Annotated in this window: 16 protein-coding genes; 5 read left to right on the top strand and 11 right to left on the bottom strand. The window is 64.4% G+C overall.

The annotated features are described in order from the left end of the window. Positions 1-342 precede the first annotated feature (342 nt). Positions 343-603, top strand: a complete 261-nt coding sequence (locus I6F35_RS02425; RefSeq protein WP_225116055.1) for a hypothetical protein — start codon at positions 343-345, stop codon at positions 601-603. A 290-nt stretch (positions 604-893) separates the two neighbouring features. Then, positions 894-1,904, top strand: coding sequence for a DUF2155 domain-containing protein (locus I6F35_RS02420; protein WP_225116054.1), 1,011 nt, complete (start codon positions 894-896; stop codon positions 1,902-1,904). Positions 1,905-2,022: 118 nt separating this feature from the next. Here I6F35_RS02420 and aat read toward each other — a convergent pair whose 3' ends face one another. The 10 genes from aat to I6F35_RS02370 form a co-directional block, all read right to left on the bottom strand. Further along, positions 2,023-2,703: a leucyl/phenylalanyl-tRNA--protein transferase gene (aat, locus tag I6F35_RS02415; protein ID WP_225116053.1), complete on the bottom strand. Its 681-nt coding sequence runs from the start codon at positions 2,701-2,703 to the stop codon at positions 2,023-2,025. 41 nt (positions 2,704-2,744) lie between these two features. Then, positions 2,745-3,833 carry a response regulator gene (locus I6F35_RS02410; protein ID WP_225116052.1) on the bottom strand — a complete coding sequence of 363 codons (1,089 nt, stop codon included), beginning with the start codon at positions 3,831-3,833 and terminating at the stop codon, positions 2,745-2,747. Continuing rightward, complete coding sequence (locus I6F35_RS02405; protein ID WP_225116051.1) at positions 3,830-4,270, bottom strand: response regulator; 441 nt, start codon at positions 4,268-4,270, stop codon at positions 3,830-3,832. Before I6F35_RS02405 ends, I6F35_RS02410 begins: the two co-directional genes overlap by 4 nt. After that, complete coding sequence (locus I6F35_RS02400; RefSeq protein ID WP_225116449.1) at positions 4,267-5,796, bottom strand: CHASE3 domain-containing protein; 1,530 nt, start codon at positions 5,794-5,796, stop codon at positions 4,267-4,269. Before I6F35_RS02400 ends, I6F35_RS02405 begins: the two co-directional genes overlap by 4 nt. 121 nt (positions 5,797-5,917) lie before the next feature. After that, complete coding sequence (accC, locus tag I6F35_RS02395; protein ID WP_225116050.1) at positions 5,918-7,270, bottom strand: acetyl-CoA carboxylase biotin carboxylase subunit; 1,353 nt, start codon at positions 7,268-7,270, stop codon at positions 5,918-5,920. Between the two features lie 84 nt (positions 7,271-7,354). Then, entirely contained in the window at positions 7,355-7,849 is a 495-nt protein-coding gene (gene accB / locus I6F35_RS02390; RefSeq protein WP_225116049.1) for an acetyl-CoA carboxylase biotin carboxyl carrier protein, read from the bottom strand. Between the two features lie 41 nt (positions 7,850-7,890). Then, on the bottom strand, positions 7,891-8,370 hold the full coding sequence (gene aroQ / locus I6F35_RS02385; protein WP_225116048.1) for a type II 3-dehydroquinate dehydratase: 480 nt from the start codon (positions 8,368-8,370) through the stop codon (positions 7,891-7,893). 289 nt (positions 8,371-8,659) lie between these two features. Continuing rightward, complete coding sequence (locus I6F35_RS02380) at positions 8,660-9,481, bottom strand: DUF1236 domain-containing protein (RefSeq protein ID WP_225116047.1); 822 nt, start codon at positions 9,479-9,481, stop codon at positions 8,660-8,662. 199 nt (positions 9,482-9,680) lie between these two features. Next, positions 9,681-10,448, bottom strand: coding sequence for a DsbA family protein (locus I6F35_RS02375; protein WP_225116046.1), 768 nt, complete (start codon positions 10,446-10,448; stop codon positions 9,681-9,683). Between the two features lie 70 nt (positions 10,449-10,518). Beyond that, positions 10,519-11,922: a M48 family metalloprotease gene (locus I6F35_RS02370; RefSeq protein WP_225116045.1), complete on the bottom strand. Its 1,404-nt coding sequence runs from the start codon at positions 11,920-11,922 to the stop codon at positions 10,519-10,521. Positions 11,923-12,057: 135 nt separating this feature from the next. Between I6F35_RS02370 and I6F35_RS02365 the strand changes: the two genes are divergently transcribed. The 3 genes from I6F35_RS02365 to dctA all read left to right on the top strand — a co-directional run bounded on the left by I6F35_RS02365 (position 12,058) and on the right by dctA (position 15,291). Further along, a complete protein-coding gene (locus I6F35_RS02365) occupies positions 12,058-13,257 on the top strand; it encodes an aminotransferase class I/II-fold pyridoxal phosphate-dependent enzyme (RefSeq protein WP_225116044.1) in 1,200 nt (399 codons plus the stop codon). Between the two features lie 32 nt (positions 13,258-13,289). Next, the gene (locus I6F35_RS02360) at positions 13,290-13,853 is read left to right on the top strand and encodes a biotin transporter BioY (protein ID WP_225116043.1); all 564 of its coding nucleotides are present in this window, start codon (positions 13,290-13,292) and stop codon (positions 13,851-13,853) included. 109 nt (positions 13,854-13,962) lie between these two features. Further along, entirely contained in the window at positions 13,963-15,291 is a 1,329-nt protein-coding gene (dctA, locus tag I6F35_RS02355; RefSeq protein ID WP_225116042.1) for a C4-dicarboxylate transporter DctA, read from the top strand. A 112-nt stretch (positions 15,292-15,403) separates the two neighbouring features. On the opposite strand, the gene I6F35_RS02350 is transcribed toward dctA, so the two are convergent. Beyond that, the gene (locus I6F35_RS02350) at positions 15,404-18,571 is read right to left on the bottom strand and encodes an Rne/Rng family ribonuclease (protein ID WP_225116041.1); all 3,168 of its coding nucleotides are present in this window, start codon (positions 18,569-18,571) and stop codon (positions 15,404-15,406) included. Positions 18,572-18,734 lie beyond the last annotated feature (163 nt).

Below are 18,734 nucleotides of genomic sequence, written 5' to 3'. Positions count from 1 at the left end.
AGCGAACGCCTCGTACATTGCAAATGGATACTGGGTTGTTCCGATGACAATTCGGTCCAGCAGTTCGTTCGGATCGAGACCGGTCAGTCCAGCCTCTGCATCATTTGCAACGGTATCCTGAAAATCCGCTGCGGCACACCTCCCAAGCGAGGCTGGGGTAGGGCGCCACTCGCATACGGGTGAGGATAGCGGCCATATCCGCATTACCATTCGTCAAATCTTTGATAGCACTGAGAAAAATGCAACGCCGCTGATCGAGCACTTAATAACCCATTTTTTGCGACCCCATTTCCGTTCCTGCGTTGGTCTGGCAGCACCGACGGCCGCGAACGAGGAGGGGCGATGGGAGAACCCGATTCGGACCTTGACCCAGCTATCATCGAAGCACTGGCCGCTGTATTGGCGAGCATCGAAGGCAAGTCAGGCGCGTTTCAGGCCGGCAGGCATACCTCGCGGAAATCCACCGACTACTATTACGCGTGCGTGAGCAAAGCCGAGAGGCTGGCAAGACGTCTTTTCGAGCACGACCTCACCATTGTCTCGGTGTCGCAACCGGGTGAGATCAATCGCCAGCGCAGGAAGCGTCGGGCTAAAGCCTGCTGAGATGGCCTGGCGCCGCGGCGAGCGCTTGCGAAGGGGATTAAGATAGAGTCAAACGTCGGCGGTTGAGAACAAGCCGTGATCGCGGTCCCGGATTGGTCCCGGAAACCGCTGCAAAAGGGGGGTAACAAACGGCAAAAAACGGCATCAAATCGCTTGAAAATACAGTATTTTTTCCCGACAACAAAAACCCGCCGTATTCGGCGTGTTAACCCGTTGATGCTGCGAGCGGCCTATAGCCAATAATCGATTAGTATGTTGAAAGCCCGATTCGCTCCTTGAAGCCGCGCGAGATGCTCCGAACCGTTGTCCTGACTGGCTTTGCGGCCCTGATCGCCGCCTCAATCCTCGCGCTTGCGCCGCCGGCACGCGCGCAGATCGGCACTATTTTTTCCGATCCCGCGCCGCGCCCGCCAGGCGCGATTCCGCGTGGTGGCCAGCAGGCGCCCCCCGAGGACGAGGAGGAAGTGCCGGAATTGCCGCGTGGCCGATTGTTGCCGGCGCCGAACCGGCCACCGCCGGGACCGGGCGTGCCGCCGCCCGGCAGTGTCCAGTCGCAGCCCCTGGCGCCGCCGCCGGGCACGTCAGGGCCTCCGCAGAATGCGCCGCCTCCGGTGGCCGTGCAGCCGCCGTCGCCAGGGGCTCCCAATGTCGCCAATGCGCCGCCCGGCGCTGGTCCGTTGCCGGGACTGCCGCCCGGACAGCGCCAGCCCAAGGGCGTGCCGCAGACGCCGGCGACGCTGCAGCCCGGCGACGAAGTTGTGAGCGAGCCGCCGTCGACCAAGATCGCGAACAAGAAGGCGAGCTTCTCCGGCCTCGACAAGATCACCGGGCGCATCATCAATTTCGAGGAGGATATCGGCGAGACCGTGCAGTTCGGAGCGCTCCGCGTGAAGACGGATGCCTGCTACACGCGGCCCTCGACGGAAGCCGCCAACACCGATGCGTTTGTCGAGGTCGACGAGATCACGCTGCAGGGCGAGGTGAAGCGGATCTTTTCGGGCTGGATGTTCGCGGCAAGTCCGGGCCTGCACGGCGTCGAGCATCCGATCTATGATATCTGGCTGACCGACTGCAAACAGCCGGAGCAGACCATCGTCAACGCGGCGCCAGATCTGCCGAAGCAGCCAGCCGCGCCACCTCAGGCACAGAAGAAGCCGCCGCCGCAAAAGCAGGCTACCCCGCGTCCGCCGCCGCCACAGCCACAGCAGCAGCAATTCCAGCAGCCGCCGGCGCAGCCTCAACCGCCGCCGCCTCCACCGCAGCAGCGGCCGGGCGGGCTCTTCAGCATCTTCGGCAACTAGAACATTTTCGGTTCTGATTGAATCAGAACCGAAGCTCTAGATTCTTGTTTTGACGCGTTTTCTTCACGCGAACCGGTGTCCACTTCGCTCGAAAACGCTCTAACTGAGATGCGAGTGCTCAACCTCGTGCTGCGATGATCGCGAGCGCTTCAGTGCCCTTGACTGCTTGATCGGCTGGCAGCTTCAGGAAATCCGCCGGCGCGCCGGCGATCGCCTGGTCGAGCAGCGCGCGATAGCGGCGGCGCGGGATTTCGAGCGCACCGAAGCTGCGCAGATGCTCGGTGACATATTGGGTGTCGAGCAACTCGAAGCCGCCGGCGATCAGCCGCGCCACCAGATGCACCAGGGCAACCTTGGAGGCGTCGCGGGCGGTGTGGAACATGCTCTCGCCGAAGAAGGCACGCCCGAGGCTGACGCCGTAGAGACCGCCGACGAGTTCGCCATCCTGCCAGGCCTCGACGCTATGGCAATGGCCGAGCTCATGCAGCCCGACATAGAGTTCGCGGATGCGATTGTTGATCCAGGTGTCCTCGCGTCCGTCCGCCGGCGCCGCACAGCCGGCAATGACGGCCTTGAACGCGGTGTTGACCGTCACGGTGAACACATCGGAACGTACGGTGCGCGCCAGCCGTGAGGTGATGCGAAAGCCGTCGAGCGGAATCACGCCGCGCATTTCCGGCTCGACCCAGAACAATGTGGGGTCGTCGGCGCTTTCGGCCATCGGAAAGATGCCGCAGGCATAGGCGCGCAGCAGCACGTCGGGCGTGATCTCGGATGCGGCGGAGTCGCGCGATGTCATGGATTGCAGGATAGCAGGCGACGGCGGGCGGCGCGATGGGGTTAGCCCGCGGCAGCGCTGGCGGATTTCGTTGTGGTACTGGCACGGGGAAAGCGCACCAGGATGCGCGTGCCGCTATGGCCGGGATCGCGCTCGACGCTGGCCTCGAGCTTGGAGGCCATGGCGCCGACGATGCGCTGGCCCAGGCCCGTGGAGCGCGGATCGGCCTTGACGTTGAGGCCGACGCCGTCATCGGAAATCGTCAGCAGAAGATCGTCGCCATCGGCCTTGAGCTCGATATGGATCGGGCCGGCGCTATCGGGATAGGCATATTTCACCGCATTCATCACCAGCTCGTTGACGATGATGCCGATCGCGACCGCGCGATCCGGATCGATCTCGATCGGTTCGGCATTCAAGGTCAGCCGCGACATTCGGTTGCCTTCGGCCGAGCGGCGGAGATCCTCGAGCAGCGATTCCAGATACTGGTTCAGCAGCACGCTCTTCAGGTCGTGCGAGGTGTAGAGGCGGCGGTGCACCTGAGCAACGGCGGCGACGCGGCCCATCGCGTTGGTCAGCGCGGCCTTGACGTCGTCCTGTGCCGCGGAGCTGGCCTGCAGGTGCAGCAGCGAAGCGATGATCTGCAGCGAATTGCCGACGCGGTGATTGACCTCGCGGAGCAGCACCTCGCGCTCGGCGGCAAGCGCGGCGAAACGATCGCGCGAGGCGTGGATCTCGGCTTCCGCCTCGTCGCGCGCCCGCTGCAATTCCGCCTGACGCAGCGCGCCGTTGACGGCGACCTGCAGCAGCGGAATGAATTCGCCGTGGATGTCCTTGACGAGATAGTCCGCCGCGCCGGCCTTCAGCGCGGTGACAGCGATCGCGGAATCCTGCGATGCCGTGACGAACACGACCGGCGGCGCGTCGGGAATTTTCAGGATCTGTTCGAGTGTCTCGAGCCCGTCGAGGCCGGGCATGTACTGGTCGAGCGCGACCACGTCGATGCCGCCTTGGGCGATACGGTCCAGCCCCTGCTGGCCGCTCGCGGCATGCACGACCTTCAGCCCGAGCCGGGTCAGGCCGCGGTCGACGAGCCGCGCCAGCGCCTCGTCGTCGTCGATATAGAGCAGGGTGGGGCTCGTGGTGCTCATGCTGCGGCTGGCGGAACCTGGATGACCGAGAAGAACAGGCCGAGCTGGCGGATCGCGTTGGCAAAGCTCTCGTAGTTCACCGGCTTCGTGATGTAGACGTTGCAGCCAAGCTCGTAGCATCGCTTGATCTCCTGCGAGTCGTCCGTGGTCGTCAGCACCACCACCGGTGTGGACTTCAGGTGCTTGTTCTCCTTGACCCGCTTCAGAATATCGATGCCCGTCATGTCGGGCAGGTTGAGATCAAGCAGAATGAGCAGCGCCTGGCCGTTTCGGTCTATGCCGCTTCCATCCGGGCCGAACAGATAGCTCACTGCCTCTGTACCGTTCGTGAACGGCAAGATCTCATTGTTGACACCGGATCGACGAATATTCCGCTCAATCAACCGCGCGTGGCCTTCATCGTCCTCGATCATGATGATGGTGACTGGATTGCTCATGCGTCTGCCTTCCGGTTGGCGGCCCAGTTGATTGGAAGTGTTATCGTGAATGTGCTCCCCTTGTGAAGTTCTGAAGCGACCGACATGGTTCCACCGAGTCGCCGCACCAGGGCACGCACATGGGCCAAACCGATGCCCTGACCCGGCTTGTCCTGGGTTCCCGCCCGGCGGAACAGCTCGAAAATGCGTTGGTGATCCCTGGGATCGATGCCGCGGCCGTTGTCGCTGATTTCAAAGATCGCAAAGCCGAGCTTGGTGCGACCGCGGATCGCGATGTCGCCGGGCACGCCGTCCCTCAGATATTTGAGCGCATTGTCCATTAGATTGGAGAATATCTGCTCCAGCGCAAGACGGTCGCTGACAAGATCGGGCAAAGGCTCGACGCGGATTTGCGCATTCGCCTCGGCGGCCTGATGGGCCACGGTGGAGGCGATGCCCTCGATCAACTCGCGGGTGTTGATCCGTTCCGGCTTGAACTCGCGCCGGCCTTCGCGGGTGAGATTGAGGATCGCCGAGATCAGGCGGTCCATCTTGGCGATCGAGGATTTGATGAAGCCGAGTGCCTCGGAGAAATCGTCGGAAAGCTGCTTGTCGGCGCCGTCGAGCACGGGCTCGGCGCTGTCGGTGGCGTTCTCCGGCAGCGCAGCACCATCCGAGCCGGCGTGGCTCAGGGCGGCGATCCGCTTGAAGATGTCGCCGCGCAGCTCCTCCAGCTCGCTGGTGAAGCCCATGATGTTGACCAGCGGCGAGCGCAGGTCGTGGCTGACGATGTAGGCGAAGCGCTGGATCTCGTCATTGGCTTCGCGCAGATCGGCAGTGCGCTCCTGGACGCTGGTCTCCAGCGTGATGTTGAGGTCGCGCAGCTTGGTTGCGGCCTCATCGCGGACACGCGCGGAGCGGCGCACCTGGAACGCCGCGATCGCGCCAAGCGCGATCACGATACACGATCCGGCAATCGTGACGGAGGACGCCAATATCTGCGAGCGGTCGGCATTGGCCGTCCGCAGATCGAACAATCGCGCTTCCTCGGTGCGCATCTTGTCCGTCACGTCGCGAATGATGGCATTGGTATTGCCGGCGGCCGCCTCGCGGACCAGGGCCGCGGCACTGGCCGGTTCGTCGCGCTTGATGAAATCCATTTCGCGCCTGAACTGATCGAGCCGGATGTCGATCGCCCCACGCAACTTCTTCACGTGCTCGACCTGGAGCGGATTGTCGGCTGCGAGCTGCGCCAGCTTGTCCGTATAGGGCGTGATATTGGACACGGCCTGCTCATGGTCGGTCAGGAATTCCGGCCAGCGGGTGAGGAGATAGGCGCGGGCCGCGCTTTCAGCCCGGCGTAGCTCGAGCAGAACGGCATTGATCTGGTTTTCGACTTCGACGGTGTGAACCACCGAGGCGTTGTCCTGGCGCGCCTTGTTCACCAGCAGGACGGACGCGGCGCTGATCGCAACCAGCACCAGGAGCCCCGCCGCGAGCAGCAGGATTTGGCCCAATGCGCGCCGGCGCTTGGCGTCAGACGTCACGGGTGCCTCTGTCATGGATCCAGTGGAGTGCAAGCGGTCCTTGGGGGCGTCGGAAATCCCTGGTCGCTGCCAACGCACGGTTCCGCGCTTTGTTCCATGCGGGATGGAACTGATCTGGTCCTCAGCCGCCGTTCGGCTGTCCGGCGAGATACTGCTCCAGCCAGTGGATGTGATAGTCGCCGTCGATGATCGAGGGCTCGCGCACCAGGGCGCGGAATAGCGGCAGCGTGGTCTCGATGCCGTCGACCACCATCTCGTCCAGCGCCCGGCGCAGCCGCATCAGGCATTCGCCACGGGTCTTGCCGTGCACGATCAGCTTGCCGACGAGCGAGTCGTAATAGGGCGGGATGACATAGCCCTGGTAGACTGCGGAATCGATCCGCACGCCCAGACCGCCGGGCGGATGGTATTGCAAGATGCGCCCAGGTGAGGGGCGGAAGGTCTGCGGGTTCTCCGCGTTGATGCGGCACTCGATGGCGTGGCCGATGATCGCGACCTCGTCCTGCTTCGCCGGCAGGTCACCACCGGCCGCGATCCGGATCTGCTCGAGTACGAGGTCGATATCGGTGATGCTCTCAGTGACGGGATGCTCGACCTGGATGCGGGTGTTCATCTCGATGAAATAGAACTCGCCATCCTCGTAGAGGAATTCGACGGTGCCGGCGCCGAGATATTTCAGGTCTCGCATCGCCTTGGCGCAGGTTTCGCCGATCTTTGCGCGCTGGGCGGCCGAGAGGACCGGCGAGGGGCCTTCTTCCCAGACCTTCTGGTGACGTCGCTGCAGCGAGCAGTCGCGCTCGCCGAGATGGATGGCGCCGCCGCGGCCGTCGCCGAGCACCTGGATCTCGATGTGGCGTGGCTTCTGCAGGTATTTCTCGAGATAGACCGAGGCGTCGCCGAAAGCCGATTTCGCTTCGGTCGCGGCGGTCGAGAGCGCCAGCGCCAGATCGGCTTCGCTGTGGGCGACCTTCATGCCGCGCCCGCCGCCGCCGGCGGCGGCCTTCACCAGCACCGGGAAGCCGATCGACCTCGCGATTGCTATGGCATCTTCATCGGAGCTCACGGCGCCATCGGAGCCGGGCACGACGGGAATGCCGAGCCGCTTGGCAGTCTTCTTGGCTTCGATCTTGTCGCCCATCAGGCGGATGTGCTCGGCCTTCGGCCCGATGAAATGCAGATTGTGCTCAGCCAGGATCTCGGCGAAGCGGGCATTTTCGGAGAGGAAGCCGTAGCCGGGATGCACCGCTTCGGCGCCCGTGATCTCGCAGGCCGCGAGCAGGGCGGGAATGTTGAGATAGGAATCCTTCGACGGCGGCGGCCCGATGCAGACGCTCTCGTCCGCCAGCCGCACATGCATGGCATCCGCGTCCGCGGTCGAATGCACGGCCACCGTCGAAATGCCGAGCTCCTTGCAGGCGCGCAGCACGCGAAGCGCGATTTCACCGCGGTTGGCTATCAGGATCTTGTCGAACATGTGCTTCCAGCTCGCGAGCAGCGGATGGCGAACAGCGAATGGAGTTGTCTCTTCACCATCGGCTGTTCGCTACTCGCCATTCGCCTATTCGATAATGACCAGCGGCTCGCCGAATTCGACCGGCTGGCCGTCCTCGACAAGGATCTGCGTCACGGTGCCCGCCCGCGGCGACGGAATCTGGTTCATCGTCTTCATCGCTTCGATGATCAGCAGCGTCTGTCCGGCGGATACCTTGCTGCCGACCTCGATGAAGGGCTTTGCGCCCGGCTCCGGCGCCCAATAGGCGGTGCCGACCATCGGTGAGGGCACCGCGCCCGGGTGCTTGGCGAGATCGGTCGCGGCTGCGGCAGTCACCACGGGTGCGGCCACCGGCACCGCCGGAGCCACAGTCGCCGGCACATGCGCGGCAATGCTGAGATTGCGCGCGACCCGCAGCCGGACGCCCGCGCGCTCGATCTCGATCTCGGTCAGGTTGGTCTCGTCGAGCAGGAGCGCGAGTTCGCGGATGAGCGCGGCGTCATCCTTGTCGTTGTCTTTGCCGGGCTTTGCGGCGGATTTTTCCTCAGGCTGGCGCGCCATGATCTTGGTCCGAAACTCTCTGTCTGATGACGGGGAATGCGTCAGGCTCTCGCCTTGATGGCGTTCTTGGCGCCGATCCTGGCGGCGAGGCCTGATATCGCGAGGCGATAGCCATCGATGCCGAAGCCGCAAAGCGACGCGAAGGCGGCTTTAGCAGTGAAGGAATGATGCCGGAAGCTCTCGCGGGCATAAATGTTGCTGATATGCACTTCGACGGTCGGAATTTTCACCCCAACCAGCGCGTCATGCAGCGCGATCGAGGTGTGGGAATAGGCCCCCGCATTGATGATGATTCCGACTGCCTGCCTGGCATGCGCCTCATGGATGAAGTCGATCAGTTCGCCCTCGCGGTTGGACTGCCGGCAGTCCGCGGTGAGGCCGAACTGGGCCGCGGTCTCGCGGCAGAGGTTCTCGACATCGGCGAGCGTGGCATGGCCATAGGTCTCGGGCTCGCGGGTCCCGAGCAGATTGAGGTTCGGGCCGTTGAGCACATAGATCGTCGCGGCAGGGGCCTGGGCCATCCGGAATCCAAGAAACAGCGCTAAAGCGTTCTGAGCAGGATCCGTTCCGAAACCGGTTCCGGATCATGCTCCAAGTCGCGGGTTTATAGGTAACAACGGACCCGAGGGAAAGCTTTAGGTTTGTCGGAAACCGGTTCAAACGGCTCATTCCGCCTGTCAGATTGCCCGGCTAACTCACGGAAAACACTAATTAACCAACTTCTGTGGAAAAGCGGCTCCGGCCGCGCCCATATCGACGGACAGGGCAATGCGAGGGCGGGCTGGACCCGCCCTCGCATTCGAGCTGCTGTTAGCCCTCGATGATGTAGACGATCTCATGCGTCTCGGGACGCACGATCACGTAGCGGCCGCCGACCAGGATGAACTGGTATCCACGCCACTCCGGATAGATCTCGACGATCCGCGATGGGAGCGGATGGAAACGCACGGACGAAGGCACGGTGGCGCCGACCGAAACGTTGAAGTTCACGTTCCTGACTTCCTCGACCCGCTCCGACTTGATCGCGGAGGTGATCTGAGTGCGCTTCTCGGCTGGCGGAGCCGCCGTCGCCGAGGTTGCGGCGTTGCCGGTCGTGGTCTGCGAGCGGCTGGTGTCGGTCGCGCCTCGCTGCGTCTCCGTGCCGCTCTTGTCACGGCTTTCGGCGGCGGTACCGCCGCTCTTGTCGCGAGTCTGGGCATCCATGCGATCGCGATCACGACCCTCGCGACCTTCGGCCTTCATGTTGCTGCGGTCACGGCTGTCGCGGCCTTCAGCCTTCATGTCCTTGTCGCCCTTGGTCCTCTCGTCCGAGCTCATGCTCTTGGATTTCTGACCGGGCGCGGTGTCTTGCGCGTTCCTGTCGGCCGCGCCACCCCGGTCGGAATCCGACCTCGTGCCGGAAGAGCCCGTGCCCTTGCCGGATTGGTCGGAGCCACTCATACCCGTGGTGCCGCCGCTATCGCGGTTCATCGTGCCTGACGATGCACCGCCACCGGACGGGCTCTGTTGCGTTGTGGCGCCGCCACCAGATGACGGCGACTCACGGCCCATGCCGGTGCCTTGCGCGTTCGCAAAGCCGGTTCCCGCGATCAGGGCCGCTGTCGCGACCGAAATCAACAAGCGGTTGGTCATTTCGATTCCTCCTCACAAAAGTCCTGCATTGCCCGCGCCAACAACGAAAGGAGGAGAGCGTCGTTCCGCTCTGAGAACGGTTCCGCGCGGTTTGTTTTGTGAATGCGCGATGAACGGCAAGTGTGCAGAACCGCACAAACAAAAAGGCCGGCTGCGAGAGCCGGCCTTTGTGCATCGATGATATTGTTTCGCTGCTATCTCAGCACGTCGCCTTGCCACAGCGGGCGATGCCGATCTTCTCTTTCAGATTTTCGAGCCCGACCGCGCCGATCACGACCTGCTTGCCGATCACGTAGCTCGGCGTGCCGTTCATGCCCATGGCTTCCGCGAGCTTGAAGTTCTCCTCGATCGTCGCTTTTGCTTCGGGGCCCGCCATGTCCTTCTCGAGCTTGGCCATGTCGAGGCCGATTTCCTTGGCAACCGCCATCGCGCGTGCCTTGTCGGCAGCGCCGCGACCGCCGAGCAGCTTCTGGTGGAAGTCGAGATATTTCTTGCCCGTCGGATCCTGCATGCGCACGGCGACGGCGACTTGCGCCGCTTCCACCGAGCCCTGGCTCAGCACCGGAAATTCCTTCAGTACGATCTTCAGCTTGGGATCGGCCTTCATGAGGTCGAGCATGTCGACCATCGCGCGTTTGCAGTAGCCGCAATTGTAGTCGAAGAATTCCACGAAGGTGACGTCGCCATCCTTGTTGCCGAGCGTCACGCCGCGCGGCGAGTTGAAGATCGCGTCCGCATTCTTCGCGATGCTCGCCTGATGCTTTTCGGCCTCGGCCGCGGCCTGGCGCTTGGCGAGTTCGGTCATCGCCTCCTCGAGCACCTCGGGATGCGTGATCAGGTAATTGCGGATGATGCTCTCGATGTCGCCGCGTTGCGCATCGGAGATGCCCTGCGCGGATGCAGGCAGCGAGGCGCCTGCGAGCGCTGCGGCGAGCAGAGCGGGAGCGAGAAAGCGGAGCGGGCGCATGGGCAAATCCTTGTACGGCTTTGGGTTTGGGGCCGGTTTGGCAATCGTTGTAGACGATTTACATCGGTGGCTAGTTGTTTTTCTGACCCGGCAGCGGCCGGGCGCTCACAATATCGTCAGCCTTGACCCAACCGGGGGTTCCGATCGCAAAGCGTGTCTTGGCGCGCGAGGCCAGTTCGCGCGCTGTCTTGCTGTCGCCGCGCAGATAGGCGGCCTGCGCGGACGCGAGGTCGGCCTGCGCGTAGTCGCCCTTGCGGCCATAGGCCATGGCGAGCTGGGTATAGCCGATCGGCGCCTCGCCCTCGCGCGCCACCGCGGCGCGCAGGATGTTGATGGCTTCATCGGTATAGGCGTTGTTGTTGGTCGCAACCAGCGCCTGGCCGAGCAGCATCTCGATCAACGGCGCGTTGCCCGAGAGTTGCACCGCCCGGCGCAATGGTGCGATCGCCTCCGCCGGCCGGCCGCCTTCGAGCAGCGCCTGGCCGCGCAATTCGTAGAAATAGGCGTTGTTGGGCTGTACTTGGATGAGGCCGTCGATCTGCGCCAGCGCGCTGCGGAGATCACCGTGCAGATAGGTCGAAATCGCCCGCGCGTAGCGAGCAGGCAGGCTGTTGTTGGACGAAGGATAGCGGCGATTGACGGTGTCCGGCCGCTCCATGAAGGCCGAGATCTTGGCGCGCACCATGTCGTGGCGAAGCTGCAGCGCCGCGTCGTCCTTCTTGTCCCAATAGGGACTGGAACGGGCGATCTCAGCAAGCGCTGAGACACGATCGGCCGGCATCGGGTGCGACATCAGATAGGGATCGGCGCCACGTGCCGCGAACAGGCTCTCGTCGGTGAAGCGCTTGAACGTCTCGTACATGCCCTTGGCGGACTGGCCGGTCGCGTTCAGGAATTTCACGCCGGCACGATCTGCGTTCTCCTCCTGCTGGCGCTGATAGGAGAGCAGCGTTCGGCGGATCACTTCCTGCGGCGCGGCCACGGCCGCGGCGCCGGCACCAGCGAGACCGTTGTTGCTGCCGCCGCGCACGCCGGCGACCATCGCGCCGGCGCCGAGCAGCATGGCGATGATCATCTGGGTCTGCGCCTGCGCCAGTTGCTCGCGGAGCTTTGCGAGATGGCCGCCGGCAAGATGTCCCGTTTCGTGCGCGAGCACGCCGATGATCTGGTTCGGCGTCTCCGATTGCATGAGCGCGCCGTAGTTGACGAAGATGCGGCGGCCGTCGGCAACGAAAGCGTTGAAGGTGCTGTCGTTGATGATGACCATCTGGATGTTCTGCTTCTCCAGACCCGCGGCGCGCAGGATCGGCCGCGTATAGTCGCGCAGCAATTGCTCGGCCTCGGTGTCGCGCAGGATCGGCGGACCCTTGTTCTGCTGCGCCAGCGCCACCGTCGGCGCAACCGCCAGTGCGATTGCGGTGGCGAGCGCGGTCAATTTCAGGGTCTTCTTGCGAAGCGCGAAACGGAGCAGCATGAAGCAGTCTTAGCGATTGGCGGCGGGCCACGGACAATATATGCCCTAACAAACCGCCGAATGCGGCCAGTCTGGGGCGCAACCGGCTGCTACGGAACCTGAAACCGGCGACGCCGGCCCAAATAGCAGATATCCATGCGCGAAGCGACACTTGAAGGTACCTTTGGGGACCGCGTGAATCATCTTTTGACGGCCTCGGGGAGGAGCGAAGTTCCGCCCTTCATGGTGATGGATGTGATGGCGGCGGCGGCGCGAATCGAAGCGGCTGGCGGCCATGTGATCCACATGGAGGTCGGCCAGCCCGCGGCGCCGGCGCCGAAGGCGGCGATCGCAGCCGCCCACGCGGCGCTCGATGATGGACGCATCGACTATACCTCGGCGCTCGGCATTCCCTCGCTGCGCGCACGCATCGCGTGGCATTACCGCGAGACCTATGGATGCGAGGTCGACGCCGAGCGCATCGTGGTCACGACGGGCTCGTCGGGCGGCTTCATCCTGGCGTTTCTCGCGATGTTCGAACCGGGCGATCGCGTAGCGGTCACCGTGCCCGGCTATCCGCCATACCGGCATATCCTCAGTGCGCTCGGCTGCGAGCCGGTGCTGATCGAGACGACGAACGCAACGCGCCATGCGCTGACCGGTGAGGCGCTGCTCGATGCGCATCGCAAGGCGCCGCTGAAGGGCGTTCTGGTCGGGAGCCCCGCCAATCCGACGGGCACGATGATGTCACGCGACGCTCTCGCGAGCCTGATGGGGGCGGCCGAGAGCGCCGGCATTCGCTTCATCTCGGACGAGATCTATCACGGGCTCGACTACGCTTTTCCGGCGGTGACTGCGGCCGAATTGTCCCCACACGCGCTCGTGATCAACTCGTTCTCGAAATATTTCTGCATGACCGGCTGGCGGGTCGGCTGGATGGTCGTGCCTGAGCCGCTGGTGCGCCCGATCGAGCGGCTGCAGCAGAATCTCTCGATCTCGGTGCCGACGCTGTCGCAGATCGCAGCCGAAGCCGCCTTCGATGGCCGCGAGGAGATGGAAGCCATCAAGCGCGGCTACCAGGAAAACCGGCGCATCCTGATCGACGGACTGCCGAAGGCCGGGCTGACCAAGTTCCTGCCCGCCGATGGCGCATTCTACCTCTATGCCGACGTGTCGGATTTTACGTCCGACAGCTTCGAATTTGCCCGCGAGATGCTGGAAAAGGCCCATGTCGCGGCGACGCCGGGCATCGATTTCGATCCGATCCACGGCCGCACTTTCATCCGATTTTCCTATGCGCGTTCCGCAGAGGAGATGCAGGAAGCGGTTGCGCGGATCGCTGGTTGGCTTAAATAGCGCGCCAGATTGTCACACCCCCGGAGTTGGCCTTGTCAGTCAGATCGGTATCGGAGTCCGCCGCCACCTCGCTATGGCGCGGCGCCGTCCTCGTGCTCCTCGGCACGGCGCTGCTGGCACTGTCGGCCAAGGTCAATCTGCCGCTGCCCTATGTCCCGATGACGCTGCAGACGCTCGTGGTGCTGATGATCGGCGCCGCCTATGGCTCTGGGCTCGGAGCTGCGACCATGATCGCCTATCTTGCGGAAGGCGCGATCGGCGTTCCGGTGTTTGCCGGACCGGTCGGCGGGCTCGCGCCGCTGATGGGCCCGACAGCCGGCTATCTGTTTGGCTTCGTGGCGGCGGCGTTCGTCACTGGCTGGTTGGCCGAGCGCGGCTGGGACCGCAGCATCGTCTGGCTGTTCCTGGCCATGGCACTGGGCCACATCATCATCCTCGCCGCCGGTTTCACCTGGCTTGCCTACGGCGTCGGCCTGGGCGCTGAGAAGGCCTGGTTGGTCGGGATCGTGCCGTTCATTGCGGGCACGGTCGTCAAGACCGCGCTCGGGGCCGCGCTGCTGCCGGCTGGGCGGCGGATCGCCGATCGCCGCATCTGAGAGAGCCTCGGGCGAGGCACCATCGCCTGTCCATCCAACTGTTCGAAATGGTCATCCCCGAGAAGCTCGGCGGACCGACCTTGCGCATCTTCGATTGGGAGTAAGAGTCATGGCAACGATTGCCACGAGCGGGCCTTCCGAGGCCAGCACAGCAAAACCCTGGTACCGGATTCTCTACGTCCAGGTGCTGATCGCGATCGTGCTCGGTGCCGTGGTCGGCTGGCTGTGGCCGGGCCTTGCGACCAACGACTGGATCAAGGCGCTCGGCGACGGCTTTATCAAGCTCATCAAGATGGTGATCGCGCCGATCATCTTCTGCACGGTGGTCTCGGGCATCTCCCATATCCAGGACGCCAGCAAGGTCGGCCGCGTCGGCGTCAAGGCGCTGTTCTATTTCGAGATCGTCTCCACCTTCGCGCTGATCCTCGGCCTGATCATGGGCAACCTGTTCCAGATCGGCCATGGGCTTGCCGCCAAGCCGGACGCGGCGGCGGTCGCCAGCTACGTCAAGCAGGCGGAGGCGCAGAAGAGCGTCGACTTCGTCCTCAACATCATCCCCGACAGCGTGTTCGGCGCGTTCGCCCGCGGCGACATCCTGCAGGTGCTGCTGTTCGCGATCCTGTTCGGCTTCGCATTGATGGCGATGGGTGAGCGCGGCGCGCGCTTGCGCGACATCATCGACGATTCCGCACATGCGGTGTTCGGCGTGATCAGCATCGTCATGAAGGCCGCGCCGGTTGGCGCGTTCGGCGCGATGGCCTTCACCATCGGCAAGTTCGGTCCCGCGGCGCTGGGCAATCTGATCGGCCTGATCGGACTGTTCTATGGCACCGCTGCGTTGTTCGTGGTCCTCGTGCTCGGCCTGATTGCGCGGGTGATGGGCTTCAGCATCTTCAAGTTCATCGCCTACATCAAGGATGAGCTTCTGATCGTGCTTGGCACGAGCTCATCCGAGAGCGCACTGCCGCAATTGATGGAAAAGCTGGAGCGGCTCGGCTGCTCCAAGCCAGTGGTCGGGCTGGTGGTGCCGACCGGCTACTCCTTCAATCTCGACGGCACCAACATCTACATGACGCTGGCGACGCTGTTCATTGCGCAGGCTCTTGGTGTCGATCTCACCTTCGGCCAGCAGTTGACGATCCTGATCGTGGCGATGCTGACCTCGAAAGGGGCGAGCGGCGTCACCGGCGCGGGCTTCATCACGCTGGCGGCGACGCTGACCGTGGTCAATCCCGCACTGGTGCCGGGCATGGCCATCGTGTTCTCGATCGACAAGTTCATGAGCGAGGTGCGCGCGCTGACCAACATCACCGGCAACGGCATCGCCGCAGTGTTCGTCTCATGGTGGGAGGGCGAGCTCGACCACGCCAAGCTCTACGCCAACCTGAACAAGCAGATCGATCCGTCCGACGTCGAGACCGCGATCACCACGGGCTAAATGGGGGCGTAGCCCGGGTGGAGCGAAGCGCAACCCGGGATGCCTGTGTCCACGTCTGCGAACGATCCCGGGTTACGCTGACGCTTCACCCGGGCTACGCTTCGAAAACGCTCTAACCGCCGCCAAAGCGGCGCGACCACCATCCGGCCTTGCGCGGCTGGGCTTCGGTCGTTGCTGCAGGGGCGGGCTCTGCGACCGCCGCAGGAGCGGGCTCTGCCGACGGAATCGGTTCGGACTCGCTCTGCACCACCACCGGCGTGGGCTCAGGCTGGGAGCCGAAGCTCACTTTCTCACGCACGGTCGAGCGGCGACGTATCGCGCGATCGTTCTCCTGCGCCGGCTCCTCGGGCGCGGCGACGCTCACCGGCTCTGGTTGCGGGTTCTCGGCCGGATGCAGCTCGGGCTCCGCAACCGGCTCGGGCTGAACTTCGGGCTGTTCAGGCCGAATTAATGCCTGTGCGGGCTCCGGCGAACCGCCGTCAAAATCGGCGACAGCCTCCGTTGCTTCGAGCTCCGAGAGCGGGCCGAGCTCATCGGCGATCGAGGCGGCAAGACCCTCTTCGCCACCCTGACCGCCGCCACGGCGGCGACGTCCGCCGCGACGTCCACGCCGGCGCGGACGGCGTTCGCCGCTCTGGCCCTCACCGCGCGCGAAAGCCGGCTGCTCTTCGCTCTCGTCCTCGTCGGTCTCGACTTCGTCGGTGGCGATGCCGTCGCCGGTCTCGGGCGCAAGCGGCAGAGCCTCGCCATCCTCGCGCGGCACGCCGCCCTCGCGGGCTTCGCCACCACCACGGCCGCGACGCCGCCGGCGTCGTCGCCGACGCGGACCCTCGGCTTCGGCACCGCTCTCTTCGCCAGCCCCTTGCTCGTCGCTCAGGCCCTCTGTCTCTTCGGTTTCGATCTCGCCCTCAACGTCGAACGGTTCCTCATCGTCGTAGGACTCTTCGACTTGAGGCGGCGCGGATACGGCCTGTGCCGCGAGCAGCGCCTTGGCGGCTTCCAGCGTATGCACCTGCTCACCGCGGTCGATGATGTAGGACTGCTGGCCGCTCACGGTCGCATCCGCCGCCACCGAGATCTGGACCTTGAAGGCGGTTTCGAGATCGCGCAGATGGCCGCGCTTGTGGTTGAGAACGTAGAGCGCGACGTCGGTGCGGGTGCGCACCACGAGATTGTGGGTCGCGCCCTTCATCAGGATTTCCTCGATGCCGCGCAGAAGCTGCAGCGCCACCGACGAGACCGAGCGGACATGGCCGGAGCCGCCGCAATGCGGGCACGGCTCGGTCGAGCTCTCGAGCACGCTGGCGCGGATGCGCTGACGCGACATCTCAAGCAGCCCGAAATGCGAGATGCGCCCGACCTGGATACGCGCGCGGTCCTGCCGCAGACAGTCGGAGAGCTTGCGCTCGACTGCGCGGTTGTTGCGCTTCTCGTCCATGTCGATGAAATCGATCACGATCAGGCCGGCGAGGTCGCGCAGGCGAAGCTGCCGCGCAACTTCCTCCGCCGCCTCGAGATTGGTCTTGAGCGCGGTGTCCTCGATGTGATGCTCGCGCGTGGCGCGGCCGGAGTTGACGTCGATCGAGACCAGCGCCTCGGTCTGGTTGATGACGATGTACCCGCCGGAGCGCAGCTGCACGGTCGGGGAGAACATCGCATCGAGCTGGCTCTCGACACCCATGCGCGAGAACAAAGGCTGGCCGTCACGGTACTGCTTCACCGCGCGGACGTTCTCCGGCATCAGCATCTTCATGAAATCGCGCGCTTCGCGGTAGCCAGCTTCGCCGGCGACCATGATCTCGTCGATCTCCTTGTTGTAGAGGTCGCGCAGCGAGCGCTTGATCAGCGAGCCTTCCTCGTAGACGAGGGTAGGGGCCTGCGACTTCAGGGTCAGATCGCGCACGGTTTCCCACATGCGGATCAGATATTCGAAGTCGCGCTTGATCTCCTGCTTCGAACGCGAGGCGCCGGCGGTGCGCAGGATGATGCCCATGCCCTCGGGCACGTCGAGATCCTGCACCACTTCCTTGAGCCGCGAGCGGTCCTGGGCCGAGGTGATCTTGCGGCTGATGCCGCCGCCACGCGCGGTGTTGGGCATCAGCACCGCGTAGCGGCCGGCGAGGGAGAGATACGTCGTCAACGCCGCGCCCTTGTTGCCGCGCTCTTCCTTGACGACCTGCACCAGCATCACCTGCCGGCGCTTGATCACTTCCTGGATCTTGTACTGGCGGCGCGGACGGAAGGGGCGCTCCGGCACCTCTTCGAGCACATCGTCGCCGCCGACGGATTCGACGACTTCCTCTTCTTCGCCGTCTTCGCCTTCCTCGTCGTCCTCATCGTCGTGGGCGTCGTCATCGTGCGCTTCGTCGCCGAGTGGCGCGGCGCCATGCTCGTCCTGCGGTGCGGCCTCCGCCGCGAGTTCTGCAGGGGCGTGCTCATCCGGCGCGGGATGCTCCTCGCCGGGCGCTGCGGCCTGCGGCGCATCTTCGGCGTGGGCGGCGTTCTCCTCGACCTGCTCCTCGCGGGCGCGCTCGGATTCGTGGCTCACCTCGATCTCGGCCCCCGCTTCGGGGGTGGCCGCGGCCGCCGATGCTTCGACCACGGCGACAACCGGGTCCGGTTGCACTTCCTCTGGGGCGGCGGTTTCGCTCAGTGCGGGCGCATGATCATGGTCGCCATGGGCATGCTCGGGCTCGCGGTGCTCGTGCCGATCCTGATCGTGCTGATCCTGATCGCGCTCGTCATGACGGTCGTGATCGTCGGAATGATCGTGCGCTTCGTATTCATGATGCTCATGCGTGTCGGCGCCGGGCTCGTGCTGCTCGGCCTCGGCATGAAGCACACGATCCTCGTCGGCCTGCGCGTCGAGCGGCTCGGCACCCTCGACGACCTCGCTCTGCACGCGTTCGCCATGGCCGCGGCGGCGGGCATTGCGGTGGCGGGAACGCCGGCGGTGAGGCCGGCTTTCGCTCTCCTCTTCGGCCTCCCGGTGGGCGCGTTCTTCGGCCTCGATCAGCGCCTGCCGGTCGGCGACCGGGATCTGGTAATAGTCGGGATGGATTTCGCTGAAGGCGAGGAAGCCATGGCGATTGCCGCCATATTCGATGAAGGCCGCCTGCAGCGACGGCTCTACGCGCGTCACTTTGGCGAGGTAGATATTGCCGCGCAGTTGTTTGCGTTGGGCGGTCTCGAAATCAAATTCTTCGACGCGGTTGCCGCGCACCACGACGACCCGGGTCTCTTCCGGGTGGGTGGCATCGATCAACATCTTGTTGGGCATTTTGGAGCTCTTGAAGGCGGCGGGCGCGTAGCATGGCGCGCGCAAATTGCGCCGCCTGGTGACGCGACGGTCCACCTGATTCGGGGGTGAGGGGAAGGCCAAAACGCAAATCGCGGCGCCGTGCGAAGCCCGTTCCCACCGGAACAAAGCGGCGTGCGGAGCT

It is taken from the genome of Bradyrhizobium sp. BRP22, assembly GCF_020194175.1.
In the GTDB taxonomy this organism is placed as follows: Bacteria; Pseudomonadota; Alphaproteobacteria; order Rhizobiales; family Xanthobacteraceae; genus Bradyrhizobium.
The sequence above is the reverse complement of the archived record's forward strand: the minus strand, read 5'-3'. Positions and strand labels throughout refer to the sequence as shown.

Excerpts from the sequence above, each read along its gene's own strand:
- I6F35_RS02425 (WP_225116055.1), top strand. The coding sequence starts at position 343 with ATGGGAGAACCCGATTCGGACCTTGACCCAGCTATCATCGAAGCACTG.
- I6F35_RS02420 (WP_225116054.1), top strand. The coding sequence starts at position 894 with ATGCTCCGAACCGTTGTCCTGACTGGCTTTGCGGCCCTGATCGCCGCC.
- aat (WP_225116053.1), bottom strand. The coding sequence starts at position 2,703 with ATGACATCGCGCGACTCCGCCGCATCCGAGATCACGCCCGACGTGCTG.
- I6F35_RS02410 (WP_225116052.1), bottom strand. The coding sequence starts at position 3,833 with ATGAGCACCACGAGCCCCACCCTGCTCTATATCGACGACGACGAGGCG.
- I6F35_RS02405 (WP_225116051.1), bottom strand. The coding sequence starts at position 4,270 with ATGAGCAATCCAGTCACCATCATCATGATCGAGGACGATGAAGGCCAC.
- accC (WP_225116050.1), bottom strand. The coding sequence starts at position 7,270 with ATGTTCGACAAGATCCTGATAGCCAACCGCGGTGAAATCGCGCTTCGC.
- accB (WP_225116049.1), bottom strand. The coding sequence starts at position 7,849 with ATGGCGCGCCAGCCTGAGGAAAAATCCGCCGCAAAGCCCGGCAAAGAC.
- aroQ (WP_225116048.1), bottom strand. The coding sequence starts at position 8,370 with ATGGCCCAGGCCCCTGCCGCGACGATCTATGTGCTCAACGGCCCGAAC.
- I6F35_RS02380 (WP_225116047.1), bottom strand. The coding sequence starts at position 9,481 with ATGACCAACCGCTTGTTGATTTCGGTCGCGACAGCGGCCCTGATCGCG.
- I6F35_RS02375 (WP_225116046.1), bottom strand. The coding sequence starts at position 10,448 with ATGCGCCCGCTCCGCTTTCTCGCTCCCGCTCTGCTCGCCGCAGCGCTC.
- I6F35_RS02370 (WP_225116045.1), bottom strand. The coding sequence starts at position 11,922 with ATGCTGCTCCGTTTCGCGCTTCGCAAGAAGACCCTGAAATTGACCGCG.
- I6F35_RS02365 (WP_225116044.1), top strand. The coding sequence starts at position 12,058 with ATGCGCGAAGCGACACTTGAAGGTACCTTTGGGGACCGCGTGAATCAT.
- dctA (WP_225116042.1), top strand. The coding sequence starts at position 13,963 with ATGGCAACGATTGCCACGAGCGGGCCTTCCGAGGCCAGCACAGCAAAA.
- I6F35_RS02350 (WP_225116041.1), bottom strand. The coding sequence starts at position 18,571 with ATGCCCAACAAGATGTTGATCGATGCCACCCACCCGGAAGAGACCCGG.